At 49.5% G+C, this 19,695-nt stretch carries 14 protein-coding genes; 12 read left to right on the forward strand and 2 right to left on the reverse strand.

Features of this window, described 5'->3' with window-relative positions:
* Positions 1-294 precede the first annotated feature (294 nt).
* Positions 295-939, reverse strand: a complete 645-nt coding sequence (locus ACR0QE_RS03675; RefSeq protein WP_432627011.1) for a manganese efflux pump MntP — start codon at positions 937-939, stop codon at positions 295-297.
* Between the two features lie 702 nt (positions 940-1,641).
* Here ACR0QE_RS03675 and aspS point away from each other — a divergent pair.
* The 8 genes from aspS (at position 1,642) to argH (ending at position 12,851) form a co-directional block, all read left to right on the forward strand.
* Entirely contained in the window at positions 1,642-2,973 is a 1,332-nt protein-coding gene (gene aspS / locus ACR0QE_RS03680) for an aspartate--tRNA(Asn) ligase (protein ID WP_432627012.1), read from the forward strand.
* Between the two features lie 86 nt (positions 2,974-3,059).
* Positions 3,060-3,353, forward strand: a complete 294-nt coding sequence (gatC, locus tag ACR0QE_RS03685; RefSeq protein WP_432627013.1) for an Asp-tRNA(Asn)/Glu-tRNA(Gln) amidotransferase subunit GatC — start codon at positions 3,060-3,062, stop codon at positions 3,351-3,353.
* A gap of 26 nt (positions 3,354-3,379) precedes the next feature.
* The gene (gatA, locus tag ACR0QE_RS03690) at positions 3,380-4,855 is read left to right on the forward strand and encodes an Asp-tRNA(Asn)/Glu-tRNA(Gln) amidotransferase subunit GatA (protein WP_432627014.1); all 1,476 of its coding nucleotides are present in this window, start codon (positions 3,380-3,382) and stop codon (positions 4,853-4,855) included.
* 1 nt (position 4,856) lies between these two features.
* Positions 4,857-6,293: an Asp-tRNA(Asn)/Glu-tRNA(Gln) amidotransferase subunit GatB gene (gene gatB / locus ACR0QE_RS03695; protein ID WP_432627015.1), complete on the forward strand. Its 1,437-nt coding sequence runs from the start codon at positions 4,857-4,859 to the stop codon at positions 6,291-6,293.
* A 216-nt stretch (positions 6,294-6,509) separates the two neighbouring features.
* The gene (locus ACR0QE_RS03700) at positions 6,510-7,844 is read left to right on the forward strand and encodes an aminotransferase (protein WP_432627016.1); all 1,335 of its coding nucleotides are present in this window, start codon (positions 6,510-6,512) and stop codon (positions 7,842-7,844) included.
* A 264-nt stretch (positions 7,845-8,108) separates the two neighbouring features.
* Positions 8,109-8,531: a GtrA family protein gene (locus ACR0QE_RS03705; RefSeq protein WP_432627017.1), complete on the forward strand. Its 423-nt coding sequence runs from the start codon at positions 8,109-8,111 to the stop codon at positions 8,529-8,531.
* A gap of 98 nt (positions 8,532-8,629) precedes the next feature.
* Entirely contained in the window at positions 8,630-11,386 is a 2,757-nt protein-coding gene (locus tag ACR0QE_RS03710; RefSeq protein WP_432627018.1) for a YfhO family protein, read from the forward strand.
* A gap of 88 nt (positions 11,387-11,474) precedes the next feature.
* Positions 11,475-12,851, forward strand: a complete 1,377-nt coding sequence (gene argH / locus ACR0QE_RS03715; RefSeq protein ID WP_432627019.1) for an argininosuccinate lyase — start codon at positions 11,475-11,477, stop codon at positions 12,849-12,851.
* Positions 12,852-12,956: 105 nt separating this feature from the next.
* On the opposite strand, the gene ACR0QE_RS03720 is transcribed toward argH, so the two are convergent.
* Positions 12,957-13,715 (reverse strand): 3D domain-containing protein, encoded by a 759-nt coding sequence (locus ACR0QE_RS03720; protein ID WP_432627026.1) that lies wholly within the window; start codon positions 13,713-13,715, stop codon positions 12,957-12,959.
* A 498-nt stretch (positions 13,716-14,213) separates the two neighbouring features.
* Between ACR0QE_RS03720 and hrcA the strand changes: the two genes are divergently transcribed.
* From hrcA to dnaJ, 4 genes are all read left to right on the forward strand, one after another.
* Positions 14,214-15,257 carry a heat-inducible transcriptional repressor HrcA gene (hrcA, locus tag ACR0QE_RS03725; protein WP_432627020.1) on the forward strand — a complete coding sequence of 348 codons (1,044 nt, stop codon included), beginning with the start codon at positions 14,214-14,216 and terminating at the stop codon, positions 15,255-15,257.
* 6 nt (positions 15,258-15,263) lie between these two features.
* Positions 15,264-15,869, forward strand: a complete 606-nt coding sequence (gene grpE / locus ACR0QE_RS03730; RefSeq protein ID WP_432627021.1) for a nucleotide exchange factor GrpE — start codon at positions 15,264-15,266, stop codon at positions 15,867-15,869.
* A 64-nt stretch (positions 15,870-15,933) separates the two neighbouring features.
* Positions 15,934-17,817: a molecular chaperone DnaK gene (gene dnaK, locus ACR0QE_RS03735; RefSeq protein WP_432627022.1), complete on the forward strand. Its 1,884-nt coding sequence runs from the start codon at positions 15,934-15,936 to the stop codon at positions 17,815-17,817.
* Between the two features lie 198 nt (positions 17,818-18,015).
* A complete protein-coding gene (gene dnaJ, locus ACR0QE_RS03740; RefSeq protein ID WP_432627023.1) occupies positions 18,016-19,170 on the forward strand; it encodes a molecular chaperone DnaJ in 1,155 nt (384 codons plus the stop codon).
* The last annotated feature ends 525 nt before the right edge of the window (positions 19,171-19,695 follow it).

Consider the following 19,695-nt stretch of genomic DNA (forward strand, 5'->3'; position numbering starts at 1 on the left):
GAGGGCGGGAAAGTACAGGCAAACCCGTGTGAGACGTTGGTGCTTAGGCTGTGTAGTTTACAGCCTTATGCACCACTACGTCGAACCCGGAGTAGTTGAATTATTAATATGTTATGGGTAGGTATTTTCGGAACCGAAAATACCGTATGATAAAGTAATTATTGCAGGATTTTGCCAATTTAAGATGCGAAGCATTGGCAAAATCCGCTCATGCTTATGCAACGCGTAAGCATGAGTAAGTTTGCCTGACTTTCTTCCGCCCAAGGAGCCGTAAAGATACAATTCGACTCGTTATCAGTGCAGATGCCGGACGAGAATCCGAAATCCCATCAGAATCAGCAGGATTCCTCCGACAAGCCCGGCGTAGGAGTGAAAGCGGGTTTGGAGTCTGCTCCCGGCGAGAACGCAGATGACAGAGAGCAGAAAAGTTGTGACTCCGATCAGGCAGGCTGCCGGGAGAATACTGATATTCAGAAAAGCGAACGTGATGCCGGTAATCAGGGCATCAATGCTTGTCGCGATTGCCAGAAGGAGCATTTCAGAGACGCGCAGGGAGGCATTTGCACCCGAGCGGGTCTCTTTTTTTGTCTCGATTTCTAATTTTGATTTCCGCTCTGTTGGACTTTTTGGACTCCTTAAATCCATTTCTGTACCGGTTTTCTCTTCTGGAAAAAACGACTCATGGATCATCATGCAGCCGATCAGGGCGAGAAGCAAAAATGCGATCCAGTGGTCAAATCGCCCGATCACATCGAGAAAATGAATTCCGAGATAGTAGCCGATGAGTGGCATCAGAGCCTGAAAAATGCCGAAATAGGCGCCGATGATGATGCCGTGAGAGAGGCGGACATCAGGGATGGAGAGTCCTTTGCAGATCGCTGCTGCTCCGGCATCCATCGAGAGTCCGACAGCAATCAGAAACAATTCAAAAAAGTGCATATGTGTCCCCCTAATCCGTTTTCAATCAGAACCTGGCGTTTTTTACCTTCTACCCCGTATTCATCATATGATTCAGAGCTAAAAAGTGTTCCAGAAGAACCAGAAGAATGACAGAAACATTCGGCGGGTTTTGGAGCACGGGAGATTTATCAGAATATATGTCAAATAGGTCAATATAAACAGAAAGTGCGCGCCGGAAAATGAGGATGTTTGTGAAAATTAGGTATTGCAAACAAAAAAAGCATGTGCTAATATAATAACCAATTTAGTGCGGCAAAGCACCAGAACGGCTGAGAAGGAGACTCTTGCCAGAAGGACTTCGACAGGAAGACGGCGTCACCGACTGAGAGCGCGGTCAGGTTGGACTTGGCGAAAGGGAACACTCCGGAGCTGGTATTCTGAAAGAATTTCCAGATGAGATCAGATGGATGATGAGTTATCTCAAAGATCATGGATCGGGAAATTGCGTAGGGGTATCCGTCAGACATACGTTACATGTCGAGAGAGGAGTGCCGGTTTTTGCACTGGATCGGCCTCAATGCGGGTGGTACCGCGGAACATGAGAATAATGTCCCGTCCCGGAATATGCAGCGATATTCCGGGGCGGGTTTTTTGTTATCCAAATACAAAAAAATGTCTGATCCGGATCCGGAAATCGCGATTGAGAATCCCAAAACGCATACAGGTAAGGAGAAAAGAGACATGGAATTTTTAACAGGAGTAAAGGAAAAAGAGGTTGTGGGCATCCAGGAGATTCTGGATCAGGATTATGTGGGAAAGACGGTTCGGATGAACGGTGCTGTCCACAATATCCGGGATATGGGAGAGGTCGCTTTCGTGATCCTGCGAAAGGCAGAGGGCCTCGTTCAGTGCGTATTTGAAGAGGGAAAGACGGAGTTCAACTTAAAAGAACTCAAGGAGGAGTCAGCGGTTGAGGTTACCGGTGTAGTTGCTCTTGAGGAACGTGCTCCGCACGGATTTGAGATTCGCTTACAGACGATCCGTGTGCTTTCTGAGCCGTCGGAGGGAATGCCGATCGCGATCAACAAGTGGAAGATGAACACTTCTCTTGAGACGAAACTGGGTCTTCGCCCGATTTCCCTGAGAAATGTGAGAGAGCGTGCAAAATTTAAAGTTCAGGAAGGAATTGTCCGTGGTTTCCGCGAGTTCCTTTCCTCCCAGGGATTCACAGAGGTTCACACTCCGAAGATCGTTTCCCGCGGTGCTGAGGGCGGAGCGAACGTCTTTAAGTTAAACTATTTCAACAAGAAGGCAGAGCTTGGACAGAGCCCGCAGTTCTACAAGCAGATGATGGTTGGCGTGTTTGACCGCGTCTTCGAGGTTGCCCCGGTGTTCCGTGCCGAGAAGCACAACACCACCCGCCATTTAAACGAGTACATCGGACTCGACTTTGAGATGGGATACATCGACAGTTTCGAGGATGTGATGGCAATGGAGACCGGCTTCCTCAAGTACACGATGGAGCTTTTAAACAAGGAGTACAAGAAAGAACTCGATATGCTGGGAATCAAACTCGAGAACATCGAGAAGATCCCGCAGGTTCGTTTTGACAAGGCAAAAGAGCTTGTCGCAGAGAAGTACAACAGAAAGATCCGCAACCCGTTTGATCTTGAGCCGGAAGAAGAGGTCCTGATCGGCCGTTACTTCAAGGAAGAGTACAACAGCGATTTCGTCTTTGTCACCCATTATCCGAGCAAGAAGCGTCCGTTCTACGCGATGGATGATCCGTCAGATCCGCGTTTCACCCTGAGTTTCGATCTCCTGTACAAGGGACTTGAGATCACGACCGGCGGACAGAGAATCCATGATTACAATATGATTCTCGAGAAGATGGCAAAACGCGGAATGGATCCGGAGGACATCAAGGATTACCTGATGATCTTCAAGTATGGAATGCCGCCGCACGGTGGTCTGGGAATCGGTCTGGAGCGTCTGACGATGCGTCTCTTAGACGAGCAGAATGTCCGCGAGACTTCTCTCTTCCCGCGTGATGTGACGAGACTGGAGCCGTAAGCATCTGAAAATAGAAATGTAAAAAGTGTAAATGCAAAGAGCGTGAACGTGAAAACAGAAATTGGAACGTGAAAGGAGAGAGAACCATGGCAAATATCATCAGTGATGAGACGATTGAGTATGTCGGCATTCTGGCAAAGCTGGAACTTTCTGAGGCAGAAAAGGAAGAAGCAAAGAAAGATATGGGAAGAATGCTCGACTACATTGACAAGCTGAACGAGTTAGATACAAGCGGTGTGGAGCCGATGTCCCATGTATTTCCGGTCAGCAACGTATTCCGCGAGGATGTTGTGACGAACGGTGATGACAGAGCAGACATGCTGAAGAATGCACCGGAGCAGAAGGATGGCGCGTTTAAAGTGCCGAAGACCGTAGAATAAGAAGAAAAGGACAGGAGGAAAACGCGGTGAGTATACTGGATTTGACTGCCGTTGAGCTCGGCAAAAAAATTAAAGCGGGCGAGGTAACCGCTGTGGATGCCACGAAGGCTGTTCTCGAGCAGATCAAGGCATTGGAGCCGTCCTTAAACTGTTATGTGACGGTCGATGAGGAGGGTGCGCTCAAGCAGGCGCAGGAAGTACAGAAAAAGATTGAGGACGGAGTCCTGACGGGACCTCTCGCAGGTGTGCCGGTTGCAATCAAGGACAATATGTGCACGAAAGATCTTTTGACAACGTGCAGTTCCAAGATTCTTGGAAATTTTGTTCCGACATATTCTGCTGAGGCAGTTTTAAACTTACAGAAAGCAGGAGCTGTCATTCTCGGAAAGACAAACATGGATGAGTTTGCAATGGGAAGCACGACCGAGACGTCTGCTTTTGGTGTGACGAAGAATCCGTGGAACACCGAGCACGTTCCGGGCGGATCTTCCGGCGGTTCCTGCGCGGCAGTTGCAGCAAACGAGTGCTTTTTCGCTCTCGGATCTGATACCGGCGGTTCGATCCGTCAGCCAAGTTCGTTCTGCGGCGTGACCGGAATCAAGCCGACTTACGGAACCGTTTCCCGTTACGGCCTGATTGCATACGGTTCTTCTCTCGATCAGATCGGACCGGTTGCCAAGGATGTGACGGACTGTGCGACGATTCTTGAGGCAATCTCTTCCTATGATCAGAAGGACAGCACTTCTGTGAAGCGCGAGGACTGTGATTTCACTGCGGCTCTTGTCGATGACGTGAAGGGAATGAGAATCGGAATTCCGAGAGATTACCTCGGAGAAGGACTTGATCCGGAAGTCAAGGAGGCAATTCTGAATGCGGCAAAGGTACTTGAGGCAAAGGGTGCAGTCGTTGAGGAATTTGACTTGAGTCTTGTGGAATATGCAATCCCGGCATACTATGTCATCGCATCCGCAGAGGCAAGCTCAAACCTCTCCCGTTTTGACGGTGTGAAGTACGGCTACCGCACAAAAGAATACGAGGGCCTTCATAATATGTACAAAAAGACTCGTTCGGAAGGGTTCGGAGCAGAGGTGAAGCGCCGTATCATGCTCGGTTCCTTCGTTCTCTCAAGTGGTTATTACGATGCCTACTACCTGAAGGCACTGCGCACGAAGGCACTCATCAAGCAGGCCTTTGACAAGGCATTTGAGAAGTACGATGTGATTCTCGGACCGGCTGCCCCGACGACGGCACCGAAACTCGGCGAGTCTCTGAGCGATCCGCTCCAGATGTATCTCGGTGATATCTACACGATCTCCGTAAACCTTGCCGGTCTTCCGGGAATGACGGTTCCGTGCGGAAAAGATTCCAAGGGACTTCCGATCGGACTTCAGCTGATCGGCGATTGCTTTAAGGAGAAAAACATCATCCGCGCAGGCTATGCATTTGAGTGCAGCCGCGGCGGTTATGAGGCGCCGGAACTGGCAGAACGGGAGGGAAAATAAGATGAGCAAACAGTATGAGACGGTCATCGGTCTGGAGGTTCACGTAGAGCTGGCGACCAAAACCAAGATTTTCTGCGGTTGTTCCACAGAGTTCGGCGGTGCGCCGAACACGCACACCTGCCCGGTCTGCACCGGTATGCCGGGTTCCCTGCCGGTTTTAAACAAGCAGGTTGTTGAGTATGCACTTGCCGTCGGTCTTGCGACGAACTGCGGAATCAACCAGTACTGCAAATTTGACCGAAAGAACTATTTCTACCCGGATAACCCGCAGAACTATCAGATTTCCCAGCTCTATCTTCCGATCTGCCATGATGGCTGGGTCGAGATCGAGACCGCAGGCGGAAAGAAAAAGATCGGCATCCATGAGATCCACATGGAGGAGGATGCCGGAAAGCTGATCCACGATGAGTGGGAGGATTGTTCTCTTGTCGATTACAACCGAAGCGGAGTTCCGCTGATCGAGATCGTTTCCGAGCCGGACATGAGAAGTGCGGATGAGGTTATTGCATACCTCGAGAAGCTGCGCCTGATCATCCAGTATCTCGGAGCATCCGACTGCAAACTTCAGGAGGGCTCGATGCGTGCCGATGTCAACCTGTCCGTCCGCGAGGTCGGAGCGCCGGAGTTCGGAACGAGAACGGAGATGAAGAACTTAAACTCCTTCAAGGCGATCGCCCATGCGATTGAGGGAGAGCGGGAGCGCCAGATTGAGATTCTTGAGGACGGCGGAAAAGTTGTTCAGGAGACGCGCCGCTGGGATGATAACAAGGAATCTTCCCGCGCGATGCGTTCCAAGGAAGATGCTCAGGATTACCGCTATTTCCCGGATCCGGATCTGACTCCGGTCATCATCAGCGATGAGTGGCTTGCGCGCGTGCGTGCGGCACAGCCGGAGCTTCGCACCGAGAAACTTGCCCGCTATCAGGAAGAATTCGGTCTTCCGCAGTATGATGCAGAGATTCTGACCGCGTCCAAGCACATGGCAGATATCTTTGAGGAGACGGTGAAACTTTCCGGGAAGCCGAAGGAAGTCTCCAACTGGCTGATGACGGAGGCGATGCGTCTCCTGAAAGAGCAGGAGAAGGATGCCGAGCAGATGAAGTTCTCCCCGGCACATCTTGCAAAGCTGATTGAGCTTGTGGAGAAGAACGTCGTGAACCGTACTGTCGCAAGAAATGTCTTTGAGGCAGTCTTCAACGAGGATGTCGATCCGGAAGCCTATGTCGAGGAACACGGACTCAAGGTTGTAAGCGATGAAGGTGCCCTGAAAAAGACGATCGAGGAACTCATCGAGAAGAATCCGCAGTCAGTCGCAGATTTCAAGGCAGGAAAAGAGAAGGCAATGGGCTTCATCGTGGGACAGACGATGCGTGCGATGAAGGGCAAGGCAGATCCGGCGGTTGTCAATGCACTTGTGCGCGAACTGATGAGCCGGTAAGACGGGCGAGACAGAGCGGCGGAGATTGCTTGTACGAAAAAAAACACATACCATGAAAAGAAAAGGCAAAAATTCCGTTAAATTTTGTACAAATGCGAGATTGTCAGACATTAGAGTTTCATGTAAAATGAAATAGAAAGCAATGGAGATCACAATGGAGGCGAGGGTGCCGGTATCATCTGGCATCCCTGCCCGCCAGATGAGGAGGATGAGAAGATGCAGCCATATGCAGAGATGAGCAAGGAAGAATTACAGGCACTCAGAAAACAGCTTTCTGCCCAGTATAAGGAATTTCAGGGAAAAGATTTAAAACTTGATATGTCCCGCGGTAAGCCAAGCGCAGAACAGCTTGATCTTTCCATGGAGATGATGGATGTGCTCAACAGCGATTCAGATCTGACCTGTGAGGATGGAACGGACTGCCGCAACTACGGCGTTCTTACCGGCATCAAGGAGGCAAAGGAACTGATCGGTGATATGATGGAGGTATCTCCGGACAACATTATTATCTATGGAAACTCCAGCCTGAACGTGATGTTTGATACCGTATCCCGCTCCATGACACACGGTGTGATGGGATGTACTCCGTGGTGCAAACTTGACAAAGTGAAATTCCTCTGCCCGGTTCCGGGATATGATCGTCATTTTGGAATCACCGAGTATTTCGGAATTGAGATGATTAACATTCCGATGAACGAGGATGGTCCGGATATGGACCTTGTCGAGAAGCTGGTATCAAGCGATGACAGCATCAAGGGAATCTGGTGTGTGCCGAAGTATTCCAACCCGACCGGAAACAGCTATTCTGATGAGACGGTTCGCCGTTTTGCCCGTCTGAAACCGGCAGCTCCTGATTTCCGTATTTACTGGGACAATGCATATGGCATCCATCATCTGTATGACCATGATCAGGATCATCTGATTGAGATTCTGGCAGAGTGCAAGCGCGCCGGAAATCCGGATCTGGTATACAAATTCTCGTCCACCTCAAAGATCAGCTTCCCGGGTTCCGGTATTGCGGCAATCGCAACCTCCCGCAATAACCTTGAAGATATCACCAAGCAGTTAAAGTATCAGACCATCGGTCATGATAAGGTAAACCAGCTTCGTCATGTGCGTTTCTTCAAGGATATTCACGGAATGGTAGAGCATATGCGCCGTCATGCCGATATTCTGCGTCCGAAGTTCGAGGCAGTTACGAGCATTCTCGACAGAGAGCTGAGCGGTCTTGGAATCGGAAGCTGGACGACTCCGAAGGGCGGATATTTCATCTCTTTCGATACTCTTGAGGGATGTGCAAAGGATGTTGTCGCAAAATGTAAGAAGGCAGGTCTTGTGATGACTGGTGCCGGCGCAACCTATCCATACGGAAAGGATCCGCACGACAGCAACATCCGTATCGCTCCGTCTTACCCGCCGCTCGGCGATCTGATTGTGGCTATGGAACTGTTTGCTCTCTGCGTGAAGATTGTCAGCATCGACAAACTGCTTGCAGATAAGGAGAAGGCAGGAAAGACAACAGCAGCTGCAGCAGAGAAGAAGGAAGCATAAGAGAAAGATAAACGGAAAAGAAACGGTGACAAAAGAGGAGTTGCCGCAGAACAGAATGCAGATGACAGACTGTTTTGCGGGGACTCCTCCGTTTTTTATATGAGTGGAAGATAGTTGCCAAGTTACAAAATTTCTACCTATATATAATAACATCATAAGCAGGGATTCCAATCATGCCTTTACATTTTTTTCTCGCTGTCCTATAATGACTCTATGTGCGAATTTGCGAGAATGTCGCCATGAATTTATCAGGGAGAAAAAAGAATGATAGAGCGTTTATGGAAGAAGTTTGTGAACCGGGAGACGGTTTCCTATCTGATCTTCGGCGTGCTGACAACCCTGACGGACTGGATCAGTTACTGGGTCATGAGACGGGCGGGAGTGGATTACCGGCTGTCGACGATCGGTTCCTGGGCGGCAGCGGTTCTGTTTGCATTTGTCACAAACAAGCTGTTTGTGTTTAACAGCTGGAATCTTCATCCGGGGCAGGTGTGGAGAGAGTTCTCCTCCTTTGTGATCTGCCGCGCGGCAACCGGACTGTTTACACTGGTTGCGATGATCGTCATGGTCAGCGGATTGAAGATTTCTCAAGATTTTATCTGCAAGATTGCGGTCTCTGTGATTTCTCTGGTACTGAATTATGTGCTGAGCAAACTCTTCATATTTAAAGATAGGAAGAAAGTGTGACAGAAATCAGCAAAATTTGGAATTTGATTCGCATTTGATTTGTGATTCAGACAAACCGGAAAGGGCAGAATACTGCGAGTACATCAGGGGATTTATTTATGCAAAATGAGACAAAAAAAGACCGGCATCCGGTCTGGCGGGACGGGTTGGAAAGCAGCGAGAGCAGTCTGGCGGCGAGAATCCGTGCGCGCAGGCAGGAAGAGGAGACAAAACAGACGGAGCGGGTACTGATTGAGGATCTCAAGGAAGATCTTGAGGAGCAGGATCAGAGACAGACCGGATCGGATGGGGACTGGGAGTATGGATGTGAGACCTTTCCGAATTTAAAGATTGTGAGTCCGAGACATGCACTTCTCATGTCCTTTCTGATTCCGGTTATCATTATGCTGCTGATCTTTGTCCAGAGAGGGATTTTTCCGTTTGGGGAGGAATCTTTTCTCAGAACGGATATGTATCATCAGTATGCACCGTTTTTTTCGGAATTTCGTTATAAGCTGACACACGGCGGAAGCCTGCTGTACAGCTGGGACGTCGGAATGGGCATCAACTTTGCGGCACTTTTTGCCTACTATCTGGCAAGCCCGTTAAACTGGCTGATTCTTCTGTGTCCGGCAAAGTATGTGATTGAATTTATGACGATCTCGATTGTCATCAAGATCGGACTCTGCGGTTGGAGCATGGCGTTCTATCTGAGACACCACTGCAAGACGCAGGATTTTGGAATCGTATTTTTTGGAATTTTTTATGCGCTGTCCGGATATATGGCGGCGTACAGCTGGAATATCATGTGGCTGGACTGCATTGTGGTCTTTCCGCTGATTATGCTGGCACTGGAGCGTCTTGTCAGGGAAGGAAAGGGGATGGCATACTGCCTGCTCTTAGGCTTTTCGATCCTGTCAAACTACTACATCTCGATCATGACCTGCATGTTTCTCGTCTTTTACATGATTGCGCTCCTGATCCTGGAGCAGGAGATGACACTGGAGAAGTTTGTGGGACGCCTGTTTGAATTTTCGCTGTATTCGCTTTTGGCAGGCGGTCTGTCGGCAGTGGTTCTTTTACCGGAGGTCTTTGCGCTTCAGTCGACGGCATCGGGAAGTTCTTCTTTTCCGCAGACAGTCAATCAGTATTTTTCGATTTTTGATATGCTGGCGCGCCACATCGGAAATGTGGAGACGGAGATCGGTCTTGACCATTGGCCGAATATTTACTGCGGAGTGGCAGTGATCATGCTGTTTTTCCTGTATCTGGGATGCCGGCAGATCCGCCCAAAGGAAAAAGTGGTATCCTGTGTGCTGCTTCTCTTTTTCCTCGCAAGTTTTTCGATCAATGTGCTCAACTATATCTGGCACGGTTTTCATTATCCGAACAGCCTTCCGTGTCGTCAGTCATATATCTATATCTGGCTGGTGCTTTTGATCTGCTATGAAGCTTACATTCATCTGGCACAGACATCGTGGAATCAGGTGGTGAGAGCGTTTGGCTGTGCAGTTGCCTTTGTGCTGATGGCACAGAAACTGCTTGAGGACAATGAGCAGTTTCACTTTGCGGTCTTCTATGTGGCAATCCTGTTTTTATCGCTTTATCTTGCGGGGATTGCATGGTACCGGAAAAAGCCGAGATGGCGCAGTATCATCCTATTTTATACGCTCGCGGTCGTGACGGTTGAGGCGGCAGTCAACACGGCAGTCACGAGCGTGACGACGACGAGCCGGACGGAGTACACGAAGGACAATGCGGCAGTTGAAAATCTTGTATCGATGGTTATGCCGAACAAGACATTTTTCCGCATGAAGAAAGAGAAGGGGAAGACGAAAAACGACGGTGCATGGATGCATTTTCCATCCGTATCGCTGTTCTCTTCCACAGCGAGTGCAGATCTCTCGAAGCTCTTTAAAAAACTTGGCTGTGAGAGTTCGACGAATGCATACAGCATTACGGGAAGCACACCACTGATTGACTCTCTGTTTTCCGTAAAATACGGTCTCTATCCGCAGGAACAGCAGAAGTCAGATATTCAGACGTTTCTTGCACAGGAAGATGAGACCTGGCTGTATGAAAACAAGTATACGCTTCCGCTGGGATTTCTGGTGGATGAGGATTTCTTTCAGCGCTGGAATTTAGACAACAGCAAGCCTGCCGATGTCCAGAACAGTCTCGCAGATGCAGTCGGGGCTGACCAGGTGCTTGAGATGATGATGGATGTGCAGAGTGACGGAGTTTCCATGAGTTTTACTCCGACAGAGAGCGGGTTGTACTACGCCTATGTCAGAAATAAAAAAGTGGAGAAAGTCACGGCGGACACATGGAATGGAAGCAAGACGTTCACAAACACGGACCGGGGCTACCTGCTCGAACTTGGCTGGTGCATTGCCGGTGAGGAGGTTGTCCTGACCGCGGAGGAGACGAGCGAGGTGCTTGACGCCAGTGTCTATCGCTTCTCGGAGCAGGGACTGCGTTCCGTCTATGACCGTTTATCGGAAGAACCGTGGGTTCTGACAAGCTGGACGGACCGCAAGCTCGAGGGAACGATCACCTGCAAGGATTCCGGTGTGATGATGACGACAATTCCCTATGACAAGGGATGGAAGATTTTAGTAGATGGAGAGGAGCAGACGGCAGAGAAAGTGCTGGATGCTTTTATCGGAGTCGAGCTGACTCCGGGTGAACACACGATTTCCATGAAATATTTCCCGGGAGGTCTGATGACCGGTGCAGGGATCACGGCGATGAGCCTTGTGATCGTGCTTGGTATGTTCGGAATGGGGCGTCTGGTCAAAGGAGCCCGCCTCTATGAACAGAATCAGAGTCAGAATCAGAGCGATGGGAAAGACGATCATGAGAATGAAAAGTAGCGATTCTGAGGATTCAGAGCATATGCGGATCGGATGAATGGTTGCGAAAATACAAATAAAATACAAGAAAGAAAAGGAGAGCTGCATTATGAAATTATGGGGCGGACGCTTCACAAAAGAGGAAAATCAGCTGGTACACAATTTCAACGAGTCCCTGTCATTTGACCAGAAGTTCTATCATCAGGACATCGAGGGAAGCATCGCCCATGTGACGATGCTGGCAAAGCAGGGCGTTGTTTCCGAGGAGGACAAGAAGGCAATCATTGAGGGTCTGAAGGGAATTCTTGCAGACCTTGAGTCCGGAAAGCTGGTATTTACGAAGGAGCATGAGGATATTCATTCGTTTGTTGAGGCAAATCTGACTGAGCGCATCGGAGAGGCAGGAAAGCGCCTGCACACCGGACGCAGCCGCAACGATCAGGTCGCACTCGACATGAAGCTCTACTGCCGTGACGAGATTGATGAGATCGATGCTCTGGTAAAGACACTTCTGGAAGAACTGTTAAAAATCATGAAGGAGAATCTGGAGACCTGGATGCCGGGATTCACCCATCTGCAGAAGGCACAGCCGGTGACCCTTGCACATCACATGGGTGCATATTTTGAGATGTTCCGCCGTGACCGCGGTCGTCTGCATGACATCCGCAAGCGCATGAATTACTGCCCGCTTGGATCCGGAGCACTCGCAGGAACGACGTATCCGCTTGACAGAGCGTACACCGCAGAACTGCTTGGTTTTGATGGCCCGACGTTAAACAGCATGGATTCTGTTTCTGACCGCGACTATGTGATTGAGCTTCTTTCCGCACTCTCCACGATTGCGATGCATCTGAGCCGTTTCTGTGAGGAGATCATCATCTGGAACAGCAACGAGTATCGCTTTGTCGAGATCGATGATGCGTACAGCACCGGAAGCAGCATTATGCCGCAGAAGAAAAATCCGGATATCGCAGAGCTGGTTCGTGGAAAGACCGGCCGCGTGTACGGCGCGCTGATGTCCATTCTGACCGTGATGAAGGGAATCCCGTTAGCTTACGATAAGGATATGCAGGAAGATAAGGAGCTGACCTTTGACGCGATTGATACCGTGAAGGGAAGCCTTGCCCTGTTCACCGGAATGATTTCCACGATGACGTTCAATAAGAACCGCATGGAAGACAGCGCAAAGCATGGATTCACAAATGCGACGGATGCAGCAGACTATCTTGTAAATCACGGTGTTCCGTTCCGTGATGCCCATGGAATCGTTGGCCAGCTTGTTCTGATGTGCATCGAGAAGAATTGTGCACTTGATGATCTGAGCCTTGAGGAGTTCAAGAGCATCAGCCCGGTATTCGAGCAGGATGTCTACGAGGCAATCAGCATGAAGACCTGCGTGCAGAAACGCGTGACGATCGGTGCTCCGGGACCGGATGCGATGAAGCAGGTGATTGCGATTTATGAGAAGGAACTGGCGGAAAAGTAAAGCGCAAAATTAAGAAGCTCTGAGTTTTTCGGTTCTGTTAAACAGATCTGAAAACCCAGAGCTTTTTATTATAGGATATTATTCTGTTATGGGATTATTATGGGATTAATATAAGAGGAAAACTTCCTGCTGCTTGACTCCGTGAGCCTTGGACTGGGAGTGGCTGTCGTAGAAGATATCGATATGTTTTCCATGAACTCCGCCTCCGCGGTCTTCTGCGGTGTAGATGACTCCGCCGATCATGACTTTGCTTCCGTATGGAATAATGCGCGGGTCGACAGCGATCGTGCGTCCGGAGGTGGCGATGGTTCCGGTGCTTGTGCGGCGTCCCCATCCTTCAGAACACTGACGGCACGGACAGTAACCGGTTGTGCGGAAATATCCGAGAGAACGCATGCCGGTTGCTGCGGATGATGCCTGAATATCAGCAGTGGACTCGCTTGACTGGGTGGTTTCTTCCTCTTTTTCGCCTTTTATGTAAGTCTGTGTGTTTGCAAATTCCTCATCGCCGGACCATCCGTGGATCTCGTAGGTTCCATCCGGAAGACTGTTCCAGTCCATTGAGATTCTAAAGCCGTGACGACCGTTTCCAATGCCGTCTGCTTCCAGATCTTCGCGGTAAACACCGGCAGTAGGAGTGTAATTTCCAACGGTCTCACCGTCTTCTTTTCTAGTAACTGTGATGTGAACAGGCACAGCTGTGTTTGGAGAGGAGGAATCCCAGCCCCATCCGACAATCACACTTCCGTCCATCTCATCAAAATATCCAGCCTTTTCAGCGGCCCATGCCTGTAAAGCAGTTCCGGCAAAAAGGGTAATCATCAAGGTAAGCAGTGCACATATGGATACTCGTTTCAAACTCATCATTCCTTTCTTCGTTGACAAAATTGTTACGCTTTCCATCCGGCAAATCTGGTAGGATACAGACCTGCTGATCGCTTGTAATCATTATTGAATAACTGCATAATAAAATGTAAATAAATGATTCACACATTTTAAATATATGTAACAATTTTGTAATATATGCGCCATGAGTACCTATTTTACATGTTTTTGAGAATTTGTCAAGGAAAAATGTGGAAAGAGGATTTTACAGAGTTTGCTAAAACAGGGATTTAGTGTTTGTTTTTTTTAAGTTTTACAATGATGTCAGGGGAAAAATATAAATGTAGAAGTGCGACGAGGACTGACAGGGATTTTTGATAAAACGTCTGATAAGGGGCAGAGAGCAAGATAAATAGAAGAAAAACTCAAAAAATTTCAGAAAACCTCTTGACAAATGGGTGCCATTAAAGTATATTAATCACAGAATGTTAGCACTCCTCAATAACGAGTGCTAATAATGCGGAAGGAGGAAGTCAAATGGAACTGGATGACAGAAAGATTACAATTCTGAAAGCGATCATCAAGACTTACCTGGAGACAGGAGAGCCGGTTGGTTCCAGAACGATTTCCAAGTTCACGGATCTGAAACTCAGCTCCGCGACGATCCGCAACGAGATGTCTGATCTGGAGGAGATGGGATACATCCTGCAGCCTCACACCTCCGCGGGACGGATTCCTTCAGATAAGGGATACCGCTTCTATGTGGATCAGATCATGCAGGAGAAACAACAGGAAGTAACCGAAGTCAAGGAACTGATGATTCAGCGTGTGGACCGAGTGGAACTCGTTCTGAAACGTCTGGCGCAGATGCTGGCGGCGAACACAAATTACGCCGCGATGATCAGCGGACCTCAGTACCACCGCAACAAACTCAAGTTTATTCAGCTCTCCCAGATGGATGAGCACAAACTTCTCGTCGTTGTGGTTGTGGAAGGAAATCTGGTCAAGAACACGATGTTAGATGTGCCGAGTGCGATCAGTCAGGAGGAACTGCTGAATCTGAATATTCTTTTGAACAGCGCACTGAACGGTCTCTCGCTCGAGGAGATCAACCTGGATGTGATCACACGTCTGAAAGAACGGGCTGGCTCGTACAGTCAGATTGTGGATCAGGTGCTGACGCAGGTAGCGATGGCGATCCGGGCGGATGAAGATGATCTTCAGATTTATACGAGCGGTGCGACCAATATTTTTAAATACCCGGAGCTCAGCGACGGCGAGAAAGCGAGTCAGCTGATCAGTACGTTAGAACAGAAAGACAAACTGAGAGAGCTGATCGACGATGTGAATGAGTCGGATGAGAATCGAGAGAATGGCATTCAGGTGTACATTGGAAATGAGACCCCGCTGCAGACGATGAAAGATTGCAGTGTGGTGACCGCCAATTACGAGTTGGGTGAGGGAATCCGAGGAACGATCGGAATCATCGGTCCGAAGCGAATGGATTATGAGAGAGTTTTAGGAACCCTGAAGAACCTGATGAAACAGTTGGATGCGACTTTTAAGAATGAAGAAAGGTGAGAAACCATGAGTCAGGACAGCAAGAAAGAGAATAAGGCCTGCACTCCGGAGTCCGAGGCAGCGGAAGCTGTAAAGGACGAGGCAGTTGAGAATACTCAGGCAGAAGGCAGCGAGGCTGCTGAGGCTGAGAAGACTGAGAAGGAGAGCGGGGCTGAGAAAGCATCCGGAAAGAAAGATCCGAAGGATGCCAAGATAGAAGAGCTTCAGGACCGTCTCAAGAGACAGATGGCAGAGTTTGATAACTTCCGCAAACGTACGGAGAAAGAAAAATCTGCCATGTATGAAGTCGGAGCGAGAGATATCATTGAAAAGATTCTCCCGGTGCTCGACAACTTTGAGCGAGGTCTGGCGGCTGTGCCGGAGGACGAGAAGGGTTCATCCTTTGCCGAAGGCATAGAAAAGATTTACAAGCAGTTTGTAAAGACTCTGGAGGATGCAGGCGTCGAGGCGATCGAGGCGAAGGGTCAGCAGTTTGATCCGAATCTTCACAACGCCGTGATGCATGTGGAGGACGATCAGTTCGGAGAGAATGAAGTCTCCCAGGAACTCCAGAAGGGTTACAAATACCGCGGTACCGTGGTGCGTCACAGCATGGTACAGGTAGCAAACTAAAGGCACTTAGTACCTGATTTTATCAGGCAGAATATAGACTCTGAGTGGATAGGAGGAAAAATTTATGAGCAAGATTATTGGTATCGACCTTGGTACAACGAACAGCTGTGTAGCTGTTATGGAAGGCGGAAAGCCGGTTGTTATCCCGAACCAGGAAGGTTCTCGTACAACCCCGTCTGTTGTTGCATTTACAAAAACTGGTGAGCGTCTGGTAGGTGAGCCGGCAAAGCGTCAGGCTGTAACCAATGCAGACCGCACGATCGCTTCTATTAAGAGACATATGGGTACCGACTATAAGGTAACCATCGACGGCAAGAGCTACACCCCGCAGGAGATCTCCGCTATGATTCTGCAGAAGCTGAAAGCAGATGCAGAGGCTTATCTGGGCGAGAAGGTAAGCGAGGCAGTTATCACCGTTCCGGCATACTTCAACGATGCTCAGCGTCAGGCTACAAAGGATGCAGGTAAGATTGCAGGTCTGGAAGTAAAGCGTATCATCAATGAGCCGACCGCAGCAGCACTTGCTTATGGTCTGGACAACGAGAAAGAGCAGAAGATCATGGTATACGACCTTGGTGGTGGTACCTTCGATGTATCCCTGATCGAGATCGGTGATGGCGTCATCGAGGTTCTGGCAACCAACGGTGATACTCATCTGGGCGGCGATGACTTCGATAACCGTATCACCCAGTGGCTGGTTGACGAGTTCAAGAAGGCTGAGGGCGTAGACCTGTCCAACGATAAGATGGCTATGCAGAGACTGAAGGAAGCAGCTGAGAAGGCAAAGAAGGAGCTGTCCACAGCTACCACGACCAACATCAACCTTCCGTTCATCACTGCAACCGCAGATGGCCCGAAGCATCTGGATATGAATCTGACCAGAGCAAAATTCGATGAGCTGACCCATGACCTGATCGAGCGCACCGCAGTTCCGGTACAGAACGCTTTAAGAGATGCAGGCATGACCACTTCTGATCTGGGCAAGGTTCTTCTGGTAGGTGGTTCCACCAGAATGATCGCAGCACAGGAGAAGGTAAAACAGATGACCGGCAGTGAGCCGAGCAAGTCCTTGAACCCGGATGAGTGCGTTGCAATCGGTGCAGCAATCCAGGGTGGTAAGCTTGCAGGCGATGCAGGCGCAGGTGATGTGCTTCTGCTGGATGTAACTCCGCTGTCTCTGTCCATCGAGACCATGGGAGGCATCGCAACCAAGCTGATCGAGCGTAACACCACAATCCCGACCAGAAAGAGCCAGATCTTCTCCACCGCAGCAGATAACCAGACTGCAGTAGATATCCACGTTGTACAGGGTGAGCGTGAATTTGCCCGTGACAACAAGACCCTCGGCCAGTTCCGTCTGGATGGTATCCCGCCGGCAAGAAGAGGTGTTCCGCAGATTGAGGTTACCTTCGATATCGATGCAAACGGTATTGTAAACGTATCCGCAAAGGATCTCGGAACCGGTAAGGAGCAGCACATCACGATCACTTCCGGATCCAACATGTCCGATGCCGACATCGACAAGGCAGTCAAGGAAGCTGCTGAGTTCGAGGCTCAGGATAAGAAGAAGAAGGAAGGCATCGATGCAAGAAACGATGCAGATGCAATGGTATTCCAGACCGAGAAGGCACTGGAGGAAGTTGGCGACAAGATCGCAGCAAACGACAAGGCTGCTGTTGAGGCTGATCTGAATGCCCTGAAGGATGCAATCAACCGCGCACCGATCGATCAGATGACCGACGCTCAGGTAGAGGACATCAAGGCTGGCAAGGAGAAGCTGATGAAGAGTGCACAGGCTCTGTTTGCTAAGGTTTACGAGGCAAGCCAGGCAGGTGCAGCAGGCGCTCAGGGTGCAGGCCCGGATATGAGCGGAGCAGCTGGCGCAAATGCAGGTAATGCAGGAAACGACGGCGACGACGTTATCGACGGCGACTTCAAAGAAGTATAAAAATAATAAGCCTGTGGCGCAGGCATAATTAAAAAGTAAGATAGAAAGCAGGCTGGCGCGTATTCCCAGGGAGTCCTGAAAGGGGCTCCCAAGGGATATGCGACAGCCATTTCGTTGCTTTGTATATCGAGGACGTGCCGGAAAGCCGTTTGAGCATAAGCCGTCTATCACAGCGCGAAGAAGAAAGGGAACCTGGTTATGGCAGAGAATAAGAGAGATTATTATGAGGTCTTGGGCGTTTCACGAGATGCTGACGAGGCCACTCTGAAGAAAGCGTACCGCACGCTTGCCAAGAAATATCATCCGGATGCCAATCCGGGGGATAAAGAGGCTGAACAGAAATTTAAGGAAGCATCTGAGGCGTACAGTGTTCTCAGTGATCCGCAGAAGAGAAAACAGTATGACCAGTTCGGCCATGCAGCATTCGACGGAGGCGCAGGCGGCGGAGCAGGCGGTTTCGGTGGATTTGATTACAGCGACATGGGCGATATTTTCGGAGACATCTTCGGAGATTTCTTCGGCGGCGGCAGAAGCCGTGGCGGAAGCTCCTACAATGGTCCGGCGCGTGGAGCAAATGTGCGCACAGCAGTCCGCATTACATTCGAGGAAGCCGTTTTTGGCTGCGAAAAGGAAGTTGAGATCAACTTCAAGGAGGAGTGCGCAACCTGCCACGGAAGCGGAGCGAAGGCTGGAACCTCCCCGGAGACCTGTCCGAAATGTGGTGGTAAGGGAAGAATTCTCTACACCCAGCAGTCGATCTTTGGTCAGGTGCAGAATGTCCAGACCTGTCCGGAGTGTGGTGGTAAGGGTAAGGTTATCAAGGAGAAGTGCCCGGACTGCTACGGTACCGGATACATCACGAAGAAGAAGACGTTCAAGGTGACGATTCCTGCCGGTGTCGACAACGGTCAGTGCGTGCGCTGTGCAGGCGGCGGCGAGCCGGGAACGAATGGTGGCGAGAGAGGCGATCTGCTCGTGGAGATCGTGGTTTCCCAGCATCCGATCTTTAAGCGTCAGGATACGAGTCTGTTCTCAACCGTTCCGATCTCCTTTGCAACGGCGGCACTCGGCGGACCGATCCGCATCAAGACGGTCGATGGTGAGGTTGAGTTTGAGGTGAAACCGGGAACCCAGACCGATACGAGAGTCCGTCTGAAGGGCAAGGGTGTTCCGTCCCTGCGCAACCGCAATCTGCGCGGAGATCACTATGTCACCCTCGTTGTCCAGGTGCCGGATCGCATGACGGAGGCCCAGAAGGAAGCTCTTCGCACTTACGATGCTCTGATGCGCGGGGAAGAACCGCCGAAGGAGAAGCATAAGAAGGGCTTATTCGGAAGAAAAGATAAAGATTGATTGTATGATGTAAGATCTGTTTGAACCAGTGGGCGTGCGGATGACACGCCCTGATAAAAATAAAAAGGCAATAAAAAAAGAAGCGTAACTCTCGGAAGATTTCCGGAAGTTGCGCTTCTTTTTCATGTTTTTTTTGTTGTTATGCATATCAGGGAAGCGCCAGTGACGCTTCCGCTGATTGAAAATAGTCTTGTCTCTGACAGTGGAAAGGCGTATGTGTGATGGGGTGTAATGCATCAAGGAATTTCGAAAAAAATAATTTAAAATACCTGATTGGTTACTGCCTCGCCTCTGCCAAAAACAAAAGCTCTTTTCATCCGTTCAATAGGTTAATGCAGGTGGAGACATTTTTATTGCACAAAATCAAAAAAAAATAAAAAGAAATTTTGAAATGAGGCTACCGCAATCCCACTGACTTTAGACGGTGGGTTAAGGTAGCCAAAAGTTAGATATTATTGTATGCTTATATCATGGGAACATGGAAATCTAAAAACAGACACAAATACTTATTACAATATCATATTA

Source organism: Brotaphodocola sp. (assembly GCF_050873065.1).
Classification (GTDB): domain Bacteria; phylum Bacillota; class Clostridia; order Lachnospirales; family Lachnospiraceae; genus Brotaphodocola.